The sequence below is a fragment of the Kordia sp. genome (assembly GCF_965224175.1).
In the GTDB taxonomy this organism is placed as follows: domain Bacteria; phylum Bacteroidota; class Bacteroidia; order Flavobacteriales; family Flavobacteriaceae; genus Kordia.
The window spans coordinates 1,895,534-1,916,121 of the sequence record NZ_OZ245041.1 but is presented as its reverse complement, the minus strand read 5'-3'; the positions used below and the strand labels follow the sequence as shown (position 1 = coordinate 1,916,121).

The following is a 20,588-nucleotide window of genomic DNA, read 5'->3' as shown; positions in this document are numbered from 1 at the left end:
GAGATGAAAAAAATATTTCTCTTCTTTCTGATAGCACCACTATTTTGTTTTGCACAAGATGTAATTATCGAAAATGGTACCTTTAATATATGTCAAGGTACTTTCTTAGATACTGGAGGCGGTGGAGCAGGTCAGTATTCAAATAACGAAAACTTTGTAATGACTATCTGTCCAGATAATGCTGGAGATAAAGTACAACTAGACTTTACTTCTTTTGGACTTCAGAATATGTCAGATAACATGAACATATATAATGGTGATAGTACAGCAGCGCCACAATTTGGAACCTATACAGGAACTGCGAGTCCAGGAGTTGTAGTAGCAACGAATGCAAATGCCTCTGGATGTATTACTATTGAATTTATTTCCGATGCCGCTGGTGTAAATATTGGTTGGGAAGCGGAAATTTCGTGTTTTACACCATGTCAAACCATAAACTCACAGTTAGACTCTTCGGTACCAGCCGTAGACGCAAACAATATTATAGAAATTTGTCAAGGAGATACCGTAACTTTCAACGGGAGTGCTACATTTAGTGATGACGGAGCAGGATCTGAGTATCAATGGGATTTTGGTGATGGAAACTCAGCTATTGGAGAATCAGTAACACATACATATCCAGATGCTGGAGCATATATTGTAAATCTTACAGTAACTGATACAAACAACTGTACCAACAATAACTTAATTAATCAGGTAGTACGTGTATCCACAACACCAAGTTTTGCAGGAACTACACCTACAGATCCAATAATATGTTTTGGAGATAGTACAACAATACCAGGAGTTGTAACACCAACACCTTTTATAGTAGAGTGTACGCCACCTGTTAGTGGAGTTACATTTTTACCTGATGGAAGTGGAGTTTCTTACGAGACATCAATTCCAGTAGATTGTTTCGAGTCTGATCAAGTATTGACTGCAGGATCTGAAATATTACAAATATGTTTAAATATTGAGCATTCATTTACAGGAGATTTAGAAATTATAATAATTAGTCCAAATGGGCAAGAAGCACTATTACTTGATTATCCAAATAATGGTGGAGGAACATTTCTTGGACAAGCAAATGACGATGGTACCAATACACCAGGTGTAGGAGCGGATTATTGTTTTGCGCTTACAGGAACAACTAATTTAGATGACGGTCCTACAGTTAACTTAGGAACAGGAAATGCTTTTCAGCCTGGAACATATTTGCCTGTAGATAATAATGGATTTGATGATTTAATAGGAAGCCCTTTAAACGGAAACTGGACTATTAGAGTTACAGATAACTTAGGAATTGATAATGGATATATTTTTAGTTGGAATCTAGATTTTGATCCTGCAATTCTTCCTGCGGACGAATCATTCACGCCAGTAGTAGATACTGAAGGATGGTTGCCAGATCCTTCTATAACAAATACTACAGGAAACGTTATTACAGTTCAACCAACAACGCCAGGACAACACTGTTATACATATGAAATGACAGATGATTTAGGATGTACATATTCTGAAACTGTTTGTATTGATGTTACTCCTGAAATTAATAACGCACCACCTTCTAACTTATCAGAATGTTCTAATAATGTAACAGAAGTATTTGACTTAACTGTAAATACAGCACAAGTACTTGCGCCAATTGCAGATACGACAGATATTGAAGTTACTTATCATTTAACACAGGCTGACGCTGATGCTGGTATTAATGCATTAACTGATGCACAAGCACAAGCATACACAGCTAATGATGGAGATGTAATTTATGTGAGAATCTCATATACAGGAACTACCGCTATTGATTGTTTTCAAGTAGAATCATTTACCATAAATATTGGAAATACAACTGTAAATGCAGTACCAGATTTAGTATTGTGTGACATTGGAAATGATGGAGTTGAAGAATTTGATTTATGTGCTCAGTCTGCTTTAGCATTAGGAACGCAAGATCCAGCAGACTATACTGTAACATACCATGATACGCAATTAGATGCAGATAATAACGTAAACCCGCTTCCATGTTTATACAATAATGGAACGGCTCCGGTCGATGATATCTACATAAGAGTACAAGATAATGCAAGTCCTACGTGTTTTGCAGTTACTTCATTCAACTTAATCTTAAATCCTGAGCCAACACTTATAGCTCCGCCAAATATGGTTGTTTGTGATGATGCTTCTAATGACGGAGTTGAAATATTCAATCTTGAAACACAAATACCTTTAATCTTAGGAACGCAAGATCCAGCAGATTTTACAATAACTTTCCATGCGACTACAGCTGATGCAGATGCGAATATAAATCCACTGCCAACAATGTATTCAAATGTGAATCAAACGGATTTAATTATTGTAAGAGTAGAAGATAATACAACAAACTGTGTGTCAACAATACAATTTAACGTTGTAGTTGATGCATTGCCTATAGCTAATGTAGTAGCAGATATTACTGTCTGTGATGACAATTCAAATGACGGAACTGAGTCGTTTGATCTTGATGCATTAGATCCGCAAGTATTAGGAACACAAGATGTAGCATTATTTGATGTTACTTATCACAATTCGCAAGCAGATGCTGATGCTGGATTAAATCCATTAGCGAGTCCATATAATAATACAGCTGCATGTGAGCAAATTTATGTTCGTATTGTAAACGTAAACAATGTGACATGTTTTGATACAACAAATTTCGAAATTTGTGTAGACTATCAACCAATTGCAAATCAACCTGCAAATATGGTTGTTTGTGATGATGCTACTAATAACGGAACAGAAGTGTTTGATCTTACTACGCAAGAAGGGGCAATTCTTGGAGGGCAAGATTCTGCAGATGTAAATATAAACTTCCATGCAAGTCAAGCTGATGCAGATGCTAACGTAAATCCATTGCCAACATCATATACAAATGTAAATGCAACAGACGTAATATTTGTGAGTGTAACAAGTACTGATGCAACAAATATATGTGCTGCGACAACAAGCTTTGAAGTGACTGTAAATCCATTACCAATAGCGGTAGTGCCAGCTACATTACAAGAATGTGATGATGATACAGATGGTTTTGTTGATTTTATGTTGACGGATGCTGATGCAGAAATATTAGCGGGTCAAACTTCTACGGATGCAATGACGATTACTTATTACGAAACACCCGTAGAGGCGCAAACAGGAGTAGGAACACCATTAACTTCACCATACACAAATACTACACCTGTTACGCAAACAATACATATTCGTATCGAAAATACTGTAACAGGCTGTGTAAATACCTCAACTTTAAATTTACAAGTAAATCCAGCAATTACAGGTACAGTTCCTGCAAACTACAGTGTTTGTGATGATACAAATGGAAATGATACAGATGGTTTTGGAACCTTTGATTTATCTACTTTAGATGCTCAAATACTAGGAGGATTAGCAGGAACCGCAACAGTTACGTATTATGAAACAGATGCTTTAGCGCAAGCAGGCGCAGTAGGGACAGAGCTTCCAATACTGTATACAACAACGACAGCTTCGTTGCAAATCATTCATGCACGAGTTACAGATAATATCACTGGATGTTTTGATGTTGTAGAAGTAACTTTAATTGTGGATCCACTTCCAAACCTAGATAATATACCACCAATGATTGCTTGTGACTTTAATAGTCCTGGAGATATGATGGAAATGTTTGATTTGACAGTACATACACCAGTTGTTGAAAATGGTCAAGTAGGACTTACAATAAGCTATCACTTAAGTGAGACGGATGCAGACGGAAATATAGGAGCTGTTACCAATATCAATGGAACAGATGGGCAACTTGTTTGGGTTCGAGCTGTAAATCCACTAGGTTGTATCCAAGTAGGAAGTTTTGAATTGCAAGTACCACAGTTACCAGTAATTGTTATACCTACTACACTAGAAGCCTGTGATGATGAGACAGCAGATGGAATTGCACCAACAGATTTATCCGTTAAGAATGATGAGATTACGGCTTCAAATCCAGATCTAGTAGTGTCTTATCACTTGACCAATGCAGATGCAGAAGGCGATGTGAATGCACTAGTTTTACCTTATGAGAATACGGCAACACCAACTACATATACGGTTTCTGTAAGAGTAGAAGATATCAATACAGGTTGTCATGTAGTGACACAATTGACAGTTAATATCAATGATACACCAGCTGTTTTTCCAGCGACTCCATTAGAATACTGTGATACAGATAATGATGGTTTTGGAATCTTTGATATCAGAAGTACAGAAAGTGAAATCACTGGCGGCGTACTTCCAGGTCAAGTAACAGTTACGTATCACGAAACGCCAGAAGATGCAGACAATGATGTAAATCCACTAGCAGATACTTACACGAATATCAATGCGTATAACCAAACGATATATGTACGTGTTGAAAATGTACTTACAGGTTGTTTCAATGTAGTTTCCTTGGAATTAATTGTTCATGATTCTCCAGAGATTGCTGCACTTGATGTTGTGAGTCTCTCAGAATGTGATGATGTAAGTGCGGATCAAATCGCGCAATTTGATTTGACGGAAGCAGAAACAGATCTATTAAACGGAGAAGATCCATTAACTCATACGGTTCGTTACTACAACACGCAAGCCAATGCTATTGCAGGAACTACCACAGGTGAGATCAACAATATAAATGCTTACAGTAACATACCACCGAGTCCACAAGTGATTTGGGTACGTGTGGAAGATCAAGCTACGGACTGTGCAAGTATCACCAATCTAACCTTAATTGTAGATGAACTTCCAGTACTTACACAATTACCAGGATTAGAAACCTGTGATGCTATCACACTTAATGATGGAGTTGAAGTATTTGATTTGACTTCTTTGGCGGAAGATTTACTCAATAGTGTACCAGGAATTAGTCTTCAGTACTATGCTAGTCAAATGGATTTAGACAATGACACACCAATAGCAGATCCAACAGCTTATAGTAATGCAGAAGTTGGAGTGCAAACAATCTTTGTATTGGCTACGAATGATACTACTGGTTGTCAAAACACAATTACCTTTGATATTAGAGTGAATCCATTACCAAGTCCAACACTAGATCCAAATGGAATGTTGAGCGCCGATGAATGTGATGATGACAATGATGGATTTGTTGCATTTGATTTAACAGCATTGATCAACGATATTATCAACAATGAGCCAGATGTGGTCTATAGTTTCCATGAGACAGCCTCTGATGCTAACAACAACTTAAATCCACTGGCAAGTCCATACACGAATATCATGATGGACACCCAGACGATCTATGTGCTAGCGACAAACACTGTTACAGGTTGTTTTACAGTGACACCGCTAACCTTAACGGTTGTTCCAATTCCAGAATTACCACTAAACATTACCGATTTAGAGGCTTGTGATGAAGAGCCATCGGATGGATTTGCGATGTTTGATCTAACTCAAACACAGATGGAAATCTATGGCGATCAGACACCAGGAGACTTTACCTTGAGTTACCATGAGAGCGAACAAGATGCGATTGATGCAGTATCACCGATAGTCAACCTTACAGACTACATCAACATTACGATCAATCAACAAACGATCTGGGTACGTTTAGAAGATAATGCTACGGAGTGTTATGCTATAGGTAGTTTTGATATCATTGTGGTAGCACCACCAGTGCTGGTACAACCAACACCATTCTCATTATGTGATGACTTAGAGAGTGGAGATGAGAGTGATGAGATCAGCAGTTTTGACCTTACTGATAAATATATTGAGATCACAGGAGGAGACACGAGTTTAACTTTGACGTATTATGCAAGTCAAATGGATTTAGACAATGATACTCCAATAGTAGATCCAACAGCATATCAAAATACAAGCAATCCACAGGTGTTGTACATCAGAGCAAGCAATGCAGCCGGTTGTACAACGGATATCACGATGACACTTCGTGTACTTCCAATTCCAACACCAAACACAATGCCAACGATTTTAGAGGCTTGTGATGATGATAGTGATGGAGATGCAGCCAATGGCATGTTGATCTTTGATTTGACACAATCCGAGGCAGAGATTGTAGACAATGAAAGTAATGTAACGGTTAGTTACCATACGACAGAGGCAGATGCGGAGGCAGACACTAACCCAATAGCAGATCCAACGATGCACAATGTGGATATGGCGAATGCTGATATGAATGGACAAGTGATTATCTATGTAAGAGTAGAGAGTGACATCCAGATTGATAGTAATATGTTACCATGTTACAAGGTAGTAGCTTTACCAGTGGTGGTTCATCCACTACCAGAATTAACAGCTACCGCATTTACATATGTATTCTGTGAGTATGACAATGATAATGTGGGACAATTTGATTGGGATGTGGTTACCAACTCCTTAGATCTATTAACAGCACCACAGATGATAGCAGACTTTACGGTGAGTTATCACCCAACAGTAGCTGATGCACTAGCTAATACCAATGCCCTTGTGAATGGATTTGAAAACACGAGTGATCCACAAACGGTATTTATCCGAGTGGAGAACACTGCAACAGGTTGTGTGAATACCAACAATATTGCTAGTTTAGAGCTTAGTGTAGAACCAATTCCAACGGCAACAGCGCCAGCAACCTATGAGTTATGTGCAGTAGATGAGGCAGATCAAGACACAGCGATCTTTGATTTGACAAGTTTAGATGCAACGATCATCAATGGACAAATGGATATGGAAGTAGTGTACTATGAAACAGCGGCAGATGCAGCAATGGATATCAATGCGATCACTAATGCTTCAACGTATATGAATACATCTAATCCACAGACCTTATATGCAAGAGTTCGACAGATGATGACTGGATGTTTATCAGATCCAATCTTATTCAACTTACAGGTGAATCCATTACCAGTGTTTACCCTACCAGCAGATGATATCTTATGTGTGGATGATCAAGGACAGGCATTAGAAGAAAGAATCATTGGAGTAGACTTCGGAGCAGGCTTTAGTTATCAATGGACAACACCAAATGGACCAGCAACAACGGCTACAGTATCTGTAACTACAGAAGGAGAATATAGTGTAACGGTAACAGATGGAAACCATCCAACCAACTGTACATACAGTGATAGTGTTACTTATGAAGCATCTTCAGCACCAAGTGTATTGAATATTCAGATTACTACACCAGCTTTTGCAGACACGCACAATGTAGTGGCTACGGCATCAGGAGGATCAGGAGTGTATGAATACCAATTGGATGATGGTGATTGGCAAACGACAGGAGAATTCTTAGACTTACGTCCAGGAGAGCATACTGTTACGGTAAGAGATACCAATGGATGTGGAGAGCTAGTAAGAACCTTCGAATTGATCGACTACATGAAGTTCTTTACACCGAACGGAGATGAGTATCACCCAACATGGAACATCATCGGACTTAGAAACCAACCAAGTGCAAAGATTTACATCTTTGACAGATATGGTAAGTTATTAAAGCAGATCAGTCCAGCGGGACAAGGATGGGATGGAACCTACAATGGAACACCAATGCCATCGGCTGACTATTGGTTTAGAGTAGAATATGTAGATCCATTTGATGGAACACCAAAAGAATTTATCAGAAACTTTACTTTGAAGAGATAGATTATTTATAAGAAATAAAAAATCAAAATGAAATCATAGAAAATATAAAACCGAAGAATTAAAAAACTTCGGTTTTTTTGTAAATCATAAAAAAATATGAATAATTGATAGGGTTTTTCTTAGGTTTATTGTTAAAATAATAAAAGATTAATCTTCTTATTAATATATTTGAATACATACTATACTAAACTAACCAGAAATATTACTTTATGAGGGCAAAAATATTACTTGTTCTACTACTATTTATAGGACAACAAGCGTATTCGCAAACGATTACTATAGATGATACAATGACTCCAGAGGAGTTAGTTGTAAATGTTCTTTTTCAAGATGTCTGCGGAAATGAACCCACTAATATTACAGTAACAAATCATAGTGGAGCTGACGATTTGGCTGGAGAGACAAATGGAGCTAATCAAGGTTTTGAAAGTTATGGTTACTTTAGTACTGGAACTGCGACTTTTCCATTTACAGAAGGAATTATTCTAAGTAGTTCTAATGTAACTGCTATAAGTAATGCAGGTACAAATTTAGGTTTTGGAAGTGCAGTTTGGGAAGGAGATCCTGATTTAGTAGCTTTAGCTGGAGGAGGAACTACAAATAACGCTACTTCTATCGAATTTCAATTTGTGCCCTTATCAGATCAAATTAGTTTTCGATATATATTAGCTTCAGAAGAATATACAACTGCTTCAAATTATCCTTGTGATTTTGCTGATACTTTTGCATTTATCTTAAGCGGACCAGGAATTTCAGATACAAATTCATATGACCATGATGCAAATCCAGGAACTCCAGAATTGAATCTAGATTTAGGAGGAAGAAATATTGCGCTATTACCAAATACAAATATTCCAGCGAGTATAACTAATATCCATACATTTACTTGTGGTACAGGTGGTTTAGGAGAATTTGCTTTCCCACAATATTATGATACACCAGGAAGTAATAATGGGTCAACGGCTTTTGATGGACAAACAATTCCGTTAAAAGCAGAAGCAACAGTAATACCGGGAGAAACATATACAATTAGACTTTTAATATCTGATTATACAGACTCTTCTTTTGACTCTGCAGTATTTTTAGAAGGAGGAAGTTTTGATATTGGAGCATTTGATTTAGGCCAAGACAGATTATTAACTACTGGAAATCCAGTTTGTGAAGGTGAGTCAATCACACTAGATGCAGAATCTCCATTAGATTCAGTGACATATACATGGTCTAGAGATGGTATGGAACTTACAGGAGAAACTAACCCAACTTTAGATGTAACAACGCCAGGAACTTATTCTGTTAGTGTTGCAGTATCTTCAAATTGTAGTACTGAAGATAGTATAGTCATCGAATTTGCCCCTGTGCCAGTAGCAAACCAGCCAAATAACTTATTAGAATGTGCTCCTGCAGGTGTAACTAGTGTTGAGTACGATTTATCTTTAGTAAATAATGATGTATTGCTAGCACAAGACCCAGCACTTTTTAATATCACATATCATGCTACGTTAAATGATGCGGAAATGGACTTAAATCCATTGCCGACATTATATAATAATGGAGCAAACCCAGAGACAATTTTTGTGCGAATAGAAGATTTATCGGGAATGTGTTCTGCTACTACAAGTTTTGATTTAGAACTATACACGCAGCCAGTAGCTAACTCTGTAGCAAATATTGTTATTTGTGATGATGATTCGAATGATGACTTAGCAAATTTTACATTAACTGATTTTGATGTACAAGTATTAGGAACGCAAGATGATATGTTGTTTACTGTTACTTATCATGAAAATATGGGAGATGCTTCAAGTGGATTAAACCCTTTAGGGGCAGCTTTTACAAATACTTCAAATCCGCAAACAATTTATGTTCGTATTGAAAATAATGACAATGCAACATGTAGTGACACAACACAATTTACTATTCAAATAAACACACAGCCAATTGCAAATCAACCTGCAGATATGGCAGAATGTGATGATGATGGTAATGGACTTGAAGACTTTAATTTTGCTACGCAAGAAGGAACAATTCTTGGAGGACAAGATCCAGCAGAATTTAATATTACATTTCATGCGAATCAAACAGATGCAGATGATGATATGAATCCTTTAGCAACCACTTATTCTGGTAGTGATGGAGAAATTATTTTCGTTAGAATAGAAAGTACTGAAGTAAATAATGATTGTTACGCAACTACTAGTTTTACGTTAGCAGTAAATCCATTACCAGTAGCTGTTATGCCAACTATATTAGAAGAATGTGATGATGATACAGATGGTTTTACAGACTTTATGTTGACAGATGCTGATGCAGAAATATTAGCGGGTCAAACTTCTACGGATGCAATGACGATTACTTATTACGAAACACCCGTAGAGGCGCAAACAGGAGTAGGAACACCATTAACTTCACCATACACAAATACTACACCTGTTACGCAAACAATACATATTCGTATCGAAAATACTGTAACAGGCTGTGTAAATACCTCAACTTTAAATTTACAAGTAAATCCAGCAATTACAGGTACAGTTCCTGCAAACTACAGTGTTTGTGATGATACAAATGGAAATGATACAGATGGTTTTGGAACCTTTGATTTATCTACTTTAGATGCTCAAATACTAGGAGGATTAGCAGGAACCGCAACAGTTACGTATTATGAAACAGATGCTTTAGCGCAAGCAGGCGCAGTAGGGACAGAGCTTCCAATACTGTATACAACAACGACAGCTTCGTTGCAAATCATTCATGCACGAGTTACAGATAATATCACTGGATGTTTTGATGTTGTAGAAGTAACTTTAATTGTGGATCCACTTCCAAACCTAGATAATATACCACCAATGATTGCTTGTGACTTTAATAGTCCTGGAGATATGATGGAAATGTTTGATTTGACAGTACATACACCAGTTGTTGAAAATGGTCAAGTAGGACTTACAATAAGCTATCACTTAAGTGAGACGGATGCAGACGGAAATATAGGAGCTGTTACCAATATCAATGGAACAGATGGGCAACTTGTTTGGGTTCGAGCTGTAAATCCATTAGGTTGTATTCAAGTTGGTAGTTTTGAATTGCAAGTAGAACCTTTGCCATTCTTTGTAGTTCCTACACCTTTAGAAGCCTGTGATGATGAGACAGCAGATGGAATTGCACCAACAGATTTATCCGTTAAGAATGATGAAATTACGGCTTCAAATCCAGATCTAGTAGTGTCTTATCACTTAACCAATGCAGATGCAGAAGGCGATGTGAATGCGCTAGTTTTACCTTATGAGAATACAGCAACACCAACTACATATACGGTTTCTGTAAGAGTAGAAGATATCAATACAGGTTGTCATGTAGTGACGCAATTGACAGTTAATATAAATGATACACCAGCTGTTTTTCCAGCGACTCCATTAGAATACTGTGATACAGATAATGATGGTTTTGGAATCTTCGATATCAGAAGTACAGAAAGTGAAATCACTGGCGGCGTACTTCCAGGTCAAGTAACAGTTACGTATCACGAAACGCCAGAAGATGCAGACAATGATGTAAATCCACTGGCAGATACTTACACGAATATCAATGCGTATAACCAAACGATATATGTACGTGTTGAAAATGTACTTACAGGTTGTTTCAATGTAGTTTCCTTGGAATTAATTGTTCATGATTCTCCAGAGATTGCTGCACTTGATGCTGTGAGTCTCTCAGAATGTGATGATGTGAGTGCAGATCAAATTGCACAATTTGACTTAACAGAAGCAGAGGTCGATCTATTAAACGGAGAAGATCCATTAACTCATACGGTTCGTTACTACAACACGCAAGCCAATGCTATTGCAGGAACTACCACAGGTGAGATCAACAATATAAATGCTTACAGTAACATACCACCGAGTCCACAAGTGATTTGGGTACGTGTGGAAGATCAAGCTACGGACTGTGCAAGTATCACCAATCTAACCTTAATTGTGGATGAACTTCCAGTACTTACACAATTACCAGGATTAGAAACCTGTGATGCGGTCACACTTAATGACGGAATAGAAGTATTTGATTTGACTTCTTTGGCAGAAGATTTACTCAATAGTGTGCCAGGAATTAGTCTTCAGTACTATGCTAGTCAAATGGATTTAGACAATGACACACCAATAGCAGATCCAACAGCCTATAGCAATGCAGAAGTTGGAGTGCAAACAATCTTTGTATTGGCAACTAATGATACTACTGGTTGTCAAAACACAATTACTTTTGATATTAGAGTAAATCCATTACCAAGTCCAACACTAGATCCAAATGGGATGTTGAGCGCAGATGAATGTGATGATGATAATGATGGTTTTGTAGCATTTGATTTAACAGCATTGATCAACGATATTATCAACAATGAACCAGATGTGGTCTATAGTTTCCATGAGACAGCCTCTGATGCTAACAACAACTTAAATCCACTGGCAAGTCCATACACGAATATCATGATGGACACACAGACGATCTATGTGCTAGCGACAAACACTGTTACAGGTTGTTTTACAGTGACACCGCTAACCTTAACGGTTGTTCCAATTCCAGAATTACCACTAAACATTACTGATTTAGAGGCTTGTGATGAAGAGCCATCGGATGGTTTTGCGATGTTTGATCTAACACAAACACAGATGGAAATCTATGGTGATCAAACACCAGGAGACTTTACTTTGAGTTACCATGAGAGTGAACAAGATGCGATTGATGCAGTATCACCTATAGTCAACCTTACAGACTATATCAACATTACGATCAATCAACAAACGATCTGGGTACGTTTAGAAGACAATGCTACGGAGTGTTATGCCATAGGTAGTTTTGATATCATTGTAGTAGTGCCACCAGTGCTGGTACAACCAACACCATTCTCATTATGTGATGACTTAGAGAGTGGAGATGAGAGTGATGAGATTAGTAGTTTTGATCTTACTGATAAATATATTGAGATCACAGGAGGAGACACAAGTTTAACTTTGACGTATTATGCAAGTCAAATGGATTTAGACAATGATACTCCAATAGCAGATCCAACAGCATATCAAAATACAAGCAATCCACAGGTGTTGTACATCAGAGCCAGCAATGCAGCCGGTTGTACAACGGATATCACGATGACACTTCGTGTGCTTCCAATTCCAACACCAAACACAACCCCTACAATCTTAGAGGCTTGTGATGATGATAGTGATGGAGATGCAGCCAATGGTATGTTGATCTTTGATTTGACACAATCCGAGGCAGAGATTGTAGATAATGAAAGTAATGTAACGGTTAGTTACCATACGACAGAGGCAGATGCGGAGGCAGATACTAACCCAATAGCAGACCCAACGATGCACAATGTGGATATGGCGAATGCTGATATGAATGGGCAAGTGATTATTTATGTAAGAGTAGAGAGTGACATCCAGATTGATAGTAATATGTTACCATGTTACAAGGTGGTAGCTTTACCAGTGGTGGTTCATCCACTACCAGAATTAACAGCTACCGCATTTACATATGTATTCTGTGAGTATGACAATGATAATGTGGGACAATTTGATTGGGATGTGGTTACCAACTCCTTAGATCTATTAACAGCACCACAGATGGTGGCAGACTTTACGGTGAGTTATCACCCAACAGTAGCTGATGCAATAGCTAATACCAATGCCCTTGTGAATGGATTTGAAAACACGAGTGATCCACAAACGGTATTTATCCGAGTGGAGAACACTGCAACAGGTTGTGTGAATACCAACAATATTGCTAGTTTAGAGCTTAGTGTAGAACCAATTCCAACGGCAACTGCACCAGCAACCTATGAGTTATGTGCAGTAGATGAGGCAGATCAAGACACAGCGATCTTTGATTTGACAAGTTTAGATGCAACGATCATCAATGGACAAATGGATATGGAAGTAGTGTACTATGAAACAGCGGCAGATGCAGCAATGGATATCAATGCGATCACTAATGCTTCAACGTATATGAATACATCTAATCCACAGACCTTATATGCAAGAGTTCGACAGATGATGACTGGATGTTTATCAGATCCAATCTTATTCAACTTACAGGTGAATCCATTACCAGTGTTTACCCTACCAGCAGATGATATCTTATGTGTGGATGATCAAGGACAGGCATTAGAAGAAAGAATCATTGGAGTAGACTTCGGAGCAGGCTTTAGTTATCAATGGACAACACCAAATGGACCAGCAACAACGGCTACAGTATCTGTAACTACAGAAGGAGAATATAGTGTAACGGTAACAGATGGAAACCATCCAACCAACTGTACATACAGTGATAGTGTTACTTATGAAGCATCTTCAGCACCAAGTGTATTGAATATTCAGATTACTACACCAGCTTTTGCAGACACGCACAATGTAGTGGCTACGGCATCAGGAGGATCAGGAGTGTATGAATACCAATTGGATGATGGTGATTGGCAAACGACAGGAGAATTCTTAGACTTACGTCCAGGAGAGCATACTGTTACGGTAAGAGATACCAATGGATGTGGAGAGCTAGTAAGAACCTTCGAATTGATCGACTACATGAAGTTCTTTACACCGAACGGAGATGAGTATCACCCAACATGGAACATCATCGGACTTAGAAACCAACCAAGTGCAAAGATTTACATCTTTGACAGATATGGTAAGTTATTAAAGCAGATCAGTCCAGCGGGACAAGGATGGGATGGAACCTACAATGGAACACCAATGCCATCGGCTGACTATTGGTTTAGAGTAGAATATGTAGATCCATTTGATGGAACACCAAAAGAATTTATCAGAAACTTTACTTTGAAGAGATAATTCATCATATTTGTTCTATATAATTGTAGGACAATGATTTTAGCAAAATATACAAACAGGATAAAAAATATGTTTAACATATTTTTTATCCTGTTTTTCGTTCAATTAAACGCGCAATTAATGCCTTCTTTAATTGGGGATGCAATTGATATTGGTGGAGACTGCTTTGAAATTACTCAGAATGTAAATAATCAATCTGGAGCTATCTGGTCAGGAACTCCTATTGATATGACAGAAGATTTTGTAGTTGAGTTTAGAGGCTTCTTCGGTACAAACGATGCAAATGGAGCAGACGGAATTACATTTATTATTAAAAATACACAAGCTCCCGAAATTGGGAATTCTGGAGGCGGAATGGGGTATGAAGGTATTAATAACTCTTTAGCTATCGAATTTGATACGTGGCAAAACAATGATTTAGGAGATCCTTTTTTTGATCATCTTGCTATTGTTAGTCAAGGAAATAATGATCATAATGGAACAACTAATCTTGCAGGACCAATACAAGCATCTCCCACATCTACAAATATTGAGGATGGAACAGAACACATTATACGAATTGAGTGGACAGCAGCTACGACTACATTAGACGTATATTTTGATTGTTCGTTGCGTGTTTCATACACAGGGGATATTGTAACGGATTTATTTGCAGGTATTTCACAAGCATACTTTGGCTTTACGGGATCTACCGGTGGAGCAGTTAACTTACAACGTGTTTGCTTTGACTATGTTTCTTTTGCAAATTCTCTAGCTTTTGGTGATGAAATTATTTGTGAAGGCGCATCTCTAGGGTCAGTTGACGCAACAGTAACAGGTGCTACTTCTTATTCTTGGACGCCAACAACCGGTGTTAGTGACCCTACGCTTCCTAATCCAGTATTTACACCTGTGACAACAACAACATATACGGTTGATATTGCAAATAGCTGTGCTGACATTATACAAGAAAGTTTTACAATTACTGTAGAACCATCTCCAACAGCAAATATGGTCTCGGATATTACTGTTTGTGACGATTCAACAAATGATGGTGTCGAAGAGTTTGACTTTTCATCGTTAGACGCAACTGTTTTAGGGGCGCAAGATCCATTATTATTTACAATAACTTATCATTCAAGTCAAGCAGATGCTGACAATAACTTAAATGCTTTTACATTTCCTTATACAAATACCAGTCAATGTGAACAAATATTCGTTCGTTTAGAAAACAATGCAAATCCAACATGTTATAGTACTACTAGTTTTGAAATTTGCGTAAATGTTCTACCTGTTGCAAATCAGCCAAATGATATGAATGCTTGTGATTCGGATGGAAATGGTTTAGAAAATTATGATTTTACAACGCAAGAAGCTACAATCTTAGGAGCGCAAAATGCTACTGATGTAGCTATTACATTCCATACTAACGCAAATGATGCAGATAATAATATAAATCCATTGCCAATTACTTACACAGGAAGTGATGGGGAAACTATTTTTGTAAGAGTAGAAAGTACTGAGGCTGGAAATGATTGTTTTTCGACTACTTCTTTTCAACTGTTTTTAGATGTATTTCCAATAGCGAATACAATAATAAATTTCTCTGTTTGTGATGATAACTCTAATGATGGTGTAGAAGAATTTGATTTTTCTACACTCAATGCAATTGTTTTAGGAACTCAAGATTCTACTTTATATTCTGTAAGCTATCATACAAGTCAAATGGATGCTGATGATAATATAAATCCACTTACATTTCCATACACAAATACCAGTCAATGTGAACAAATATTTGTTCGTTTAGAAAATGACTCAAATACAATGTGTTATGATACAACTAACTTTGAATTTTGTGTAAACAATCAACCAATAGCAAATCAGCCAGCGGATATGATTGCTTGCGATGTTGATAACAATGGTTTTGAAGATTATGATCTTTCAACGCAAGAAGCGGATATTATAGGTGGGCAAAACCCTGTAGATTTTAATATATCTTTTCATGCAAGTCAAACAGACGCAGAGAATAGTATAAATTCACTTCCTTCTACATATACAGGAACTAATGGTGAGACTATTTATGCTAGAGTAGAAAGTACGCAAACTGGAAATAATTGTTTTGCTGTAACTACTTTTAATATTTTATTTGAAACACTTCCAACGGCAAATACACCTACGGATTTAATTGTTTGCGATGATCAGATTGCTGATGGGTTTACTGCTATAGATTTAAATGTAAAAAATGATGAAATCTCAGGAGGAATCCCTGGATTATCTGTAAGATACTATTTAACACTAACTGATGCTGAAAATGATACAAATTCACTAGCAATTCCATACACAAATATCAGTAACCCTCAAATAGTTTTTGTAAGAGTTGAAACAGCAAATACAGGATGTTATGTTACAACTTCTCTAAATATATCCGTAGTAGATGCGTTACAAGTGTTTCCAGCGACTCCATTAGAATACTGTGACACAGATAATGATGGTTTTGGAATCTTCGATATTAGAAGTACTGAAAATGAAATCACGGGAGGAATGCAAACTGATATTGAAGTGTCATACCACGAAACGCCAGAAGATGCAGACAATGATGTAAACCCACTGGCAGATACTTACACGAATATCAATGCGTATAACCAAACGATATATGTACGTGTGGAAAATGTACTTACAGGTTGTTTCAATGTAGTTTCCTTGGAGTTAATTGTTCATGATTCTCCAGAGATTGCTGCACTTGATGCTGTGAGTCTCTCAGAATGTGATGATGTGAGTGCAGATCAAATTGCACAATTTGACTTAACAGAAGCAGAGGTCGATCTATTAAACGGAGAAGATCCATTAACTCATACGGTTCGTTACTACAACACGCAAGCCAATGCTATTGCAGGAACTACCACAGGTGAGATCAACAATATAAATGCTTACAGTAACATACCACCGAGTCCACAAGTGATTTGGGTACGTGTGGAAGATCAAGCTACGGACTGTGCAAGTATCACCAATCTGACTCTGATTGTCAATGAGCTTCCGGTACTTACACAATTACCAGGATTAGAAACCTGTGATGCTATCACTCTTAATGATGGAATTGAAGTATTTGATTTGACTTCTTTGGCAGAAGATTTACTCAATAGTGTGCCAGGAATTAGTCTTCAGTACTATGCAAGTCAAATGGATTTAGACAATGACACGCCAATAGCGGATCCAACAGCCTATAGCAATGCAGAGGTTGGTGTACAAACAATCTTTGTATTGGCAACTAATGATACTACTGGTTGTCAAAACACAATTACCTTTGATATTAGAGTGAATCCATTACCAAGTCCAACACTAGATCCAAATGGAATGTTGAGCGCCGATGAATGTGATGATGACAATGATGGATTTGTTGCATTTGATTTAACAGCATTGATCAACGATATTATCAACAATGAGCCAGATGTGGTCTATAGTTTCCATGAGACAGCCTCTGATGCTAACAACAACTTAAATCCACTGGCAAGTCCATACACGAATATCATGATGGACACCCAGACGATCTATGTGCTAGCGACAAACACTGTTACAGGTTGTTTTACAGTGACACCACTAACCTTAACGGTTGTTCCAATTCCAGAATTACCACTAAACATTACCGATTTAGAGGCTTGTGATGAAGAGCCATCGGATGGATTTGCGATGTTTGATCTAACTCAAACACAGATGGAAATCTATGGCGATCAGACACCAGGAGACTTTACCTTGAGTTACCATGAGAGCGAACAAGATGCGATTGATGCAGTATCACCGATAGTCAACCTTACAGACTACATCAACATTACGATCAATCAACAAACGATCTGGGTACGTTTAGAAGATAATGCTACGGAGTGTTATGCTATAGGTAGTTTTGATATCATTGTGGTAGCACCACCAGTGCTGGTACAACCAACACCATTCTCATTATGTGATGACTTAGAGAGTGGAGATGAGAGTGATGAGATTAGTAGTTTTGATCTTACTGATAAATATATAGAGATCACAGGAGGAGACACAAGTTTAACTTTGACGTATTATGCAAGTCAAATGGATTTAGACAATGATACTCCAATAGCAGATCCAACAGCATATCAAAATATAAGCAATCCACAGGTGTTGTACATCAGAGCCAGCAATGCAGCCGGTTGTACAACGGATATCACGATGACACTTCGTGTACTTCCAATTCCAACACCAAACACAATGCCAACGATTTTAGAGGCTTGTGATGATGATAGTGATGGAGATGCAGCCAATGGCATGTTGATCTTTGATTTGACACAATCCGAGGCAGAGATTGTAGACAATGAAAGTAATGTAACGGTTAGTTACCATACGACAGAGGCAGATGCGGAGGCAGACACCAATCCAATAGTAGATCCAACGATGCACAATGTGAATATGGCGAATGCTGATATGAATGGACAAGTGATTATCTATGTACGAGTAGAGAGTGACATCCAGATTGATAGTAATATGTTACCATGTTACAAGGTAGTAGCTTTACCAGTGGTGGTTCATCCACTACCAGAATTAACAGCTACCGCATTTACATATGTATTCTGTGAGTATGACAATGATAATGTGGGACAATTTGATTGGGATGTGGTTACCAACTCCTTAGATCTATTAACAGCACCACAGATGATAGCAGACTTTACGGTGAGTTATCACCCAACAGTAGCTGATGCACTAGCTAATACCAATGCCCTTGTGAATGGATTTGAAAACACGAGTGATCCACAAACGGTATTTATCCGAGTGGAGAACACTGCAACAGGTTGTGTGAATACCAACAATATTGCTAGTTTAGAGCTTAGTGTAGAACCAATTCCAACGGCAACAGCGCCAGCAACCTATGAGTTATGTGCAGTAGACGAGGCGGATCAAGACACAGCGATCTTTGATTTGACAAGTTTAGATGCAACGATCATCAATGGACAAATGGATATGGAAGTAGTGTACTATGAAACAGCGGCAGATGCAGCAATGGATATCAATGCGATCACTAATGCTTCAACGTATATGAATACATCTAATCCACAGACCTTATATGCAAGAGTTCGACAGATGATGACTGGATGTTTATCAGATCCAATCTTATTCAACTTACAGGTGAATCCATTACCAGTGTTTACCCTACCAGCAGATGATATCTTATGTGTGGATGATCAAGGACAGGCATTAGAAGAAAGAATCATTGGCGTAGACTTCGGAGCAGGCTTTAGTTATCAATGGACTACGCCAAATGGACCAGCAACAACGGCTACAGTATCTGTAACTACAGAAGGAGAATATAGTGTAACGGTAACAGATGGAAACCATCCAACCAACTGTACATACAGTGATAGTGTTACTTATGAAGCATCTTCAGTACCAAGTGTATTGAATATCCAGATTACTACACCAGCCTTTGCAGACACGCACAATGTAGTGGCTACGGCATCAGGAGGATCAGGAGTGTATGAATACCAATTGGATGATGGTGATTGGCAAACGACAGGAGAATTCTTAGACTTACGTCCAGGAGAGCATACTGTTACGGTAAGAGATACCAATGGATGTGGAGAGCTGGTAAGAACCTTCGAATTGATCGACTACATGAAGTTCTTTACACCGAACGGAGATGAATATCACCCAACATGGAACATCATCGGACTTAGAAACCAACCAAGTGCAAAGATTTACATCTTTGATAGATATGGTAAGTTATTAAAGCAGATCAGTCCAGCGGGACAAGGATGGGATGGAACCTACAATGGAACACCAATGCCATCGGCTGACTATTGGTTTAGAGTAGAATATGTAGATCCATTTGATGGGACACCAAAAGAATTTATCAGAAACTTTACTTTGAAGAGATAATTCAAACAAAAAAGAAATACATACAAAAAACCGAAGAAACATAATCTTCGGTTTTTTTATTTTAAAATTTCATGGTATAGGTAAATTTAATTGCTCGTATTATTGTTATTTCTTTTGGGAAGTTAAAGCGAAATCAGTTATGAGAGAATGTGATGGAAATTAAGCTGAAATCAAACAATAAATTGAATCTGCGTAGTTTCAAACAATACGAAAACTTAGTAGTATAATTAATAGTTTGTTTCGTGATGATTGCATTCTATAAGTCATTTTGTAAAAAGA

At 37.8% G+C, this 20,588-nt stretch carries 3 protein-coding genes; all 3 read left to right on the top strand.

Features of this window, described 5'->3' with window-relative positions; translation table 11 throughout:
* Positions 1-3 precede the first annotated feature (3 nt).
* Positions 4-7,605 (top strand): T9SS type B sorting domain-containing protein, encoded by a 7,602-nt coding sequence (locus ACOQOS_RS08380; RefSeq protein WP_420574520.1) that lies wholly within the window; start codon positions 4-6, stop codon positions 7,603-7,605.
* Positions 7,606-7,814: 209 nt separating this feature from the next.
* Entirely contained in the window at positions 7,815-14,441 is a 6,627-nt protein-coding gene (locus ACOQOS_RS08375) for a choice-of-anchor L domain-containing protein (RefSeq protein ID WP_420574519.1), read from the top strand.
* Positions 14,442-14,561: 120 nt separating this feature from the next.
* On the top strand, positions 14,562-20,309 hold the full coding sequence (locus ACOQOS_RS08370; RefSeq protein WP_420574518.1) for a lectin-like domain-containing protein: 5,748 nt from the start codon (positions 14,562-14,564) through the stop codon (positions 20,307-20,309).
* Positions 20,310-20,588 lie beyond the last annotated feature (279 nt).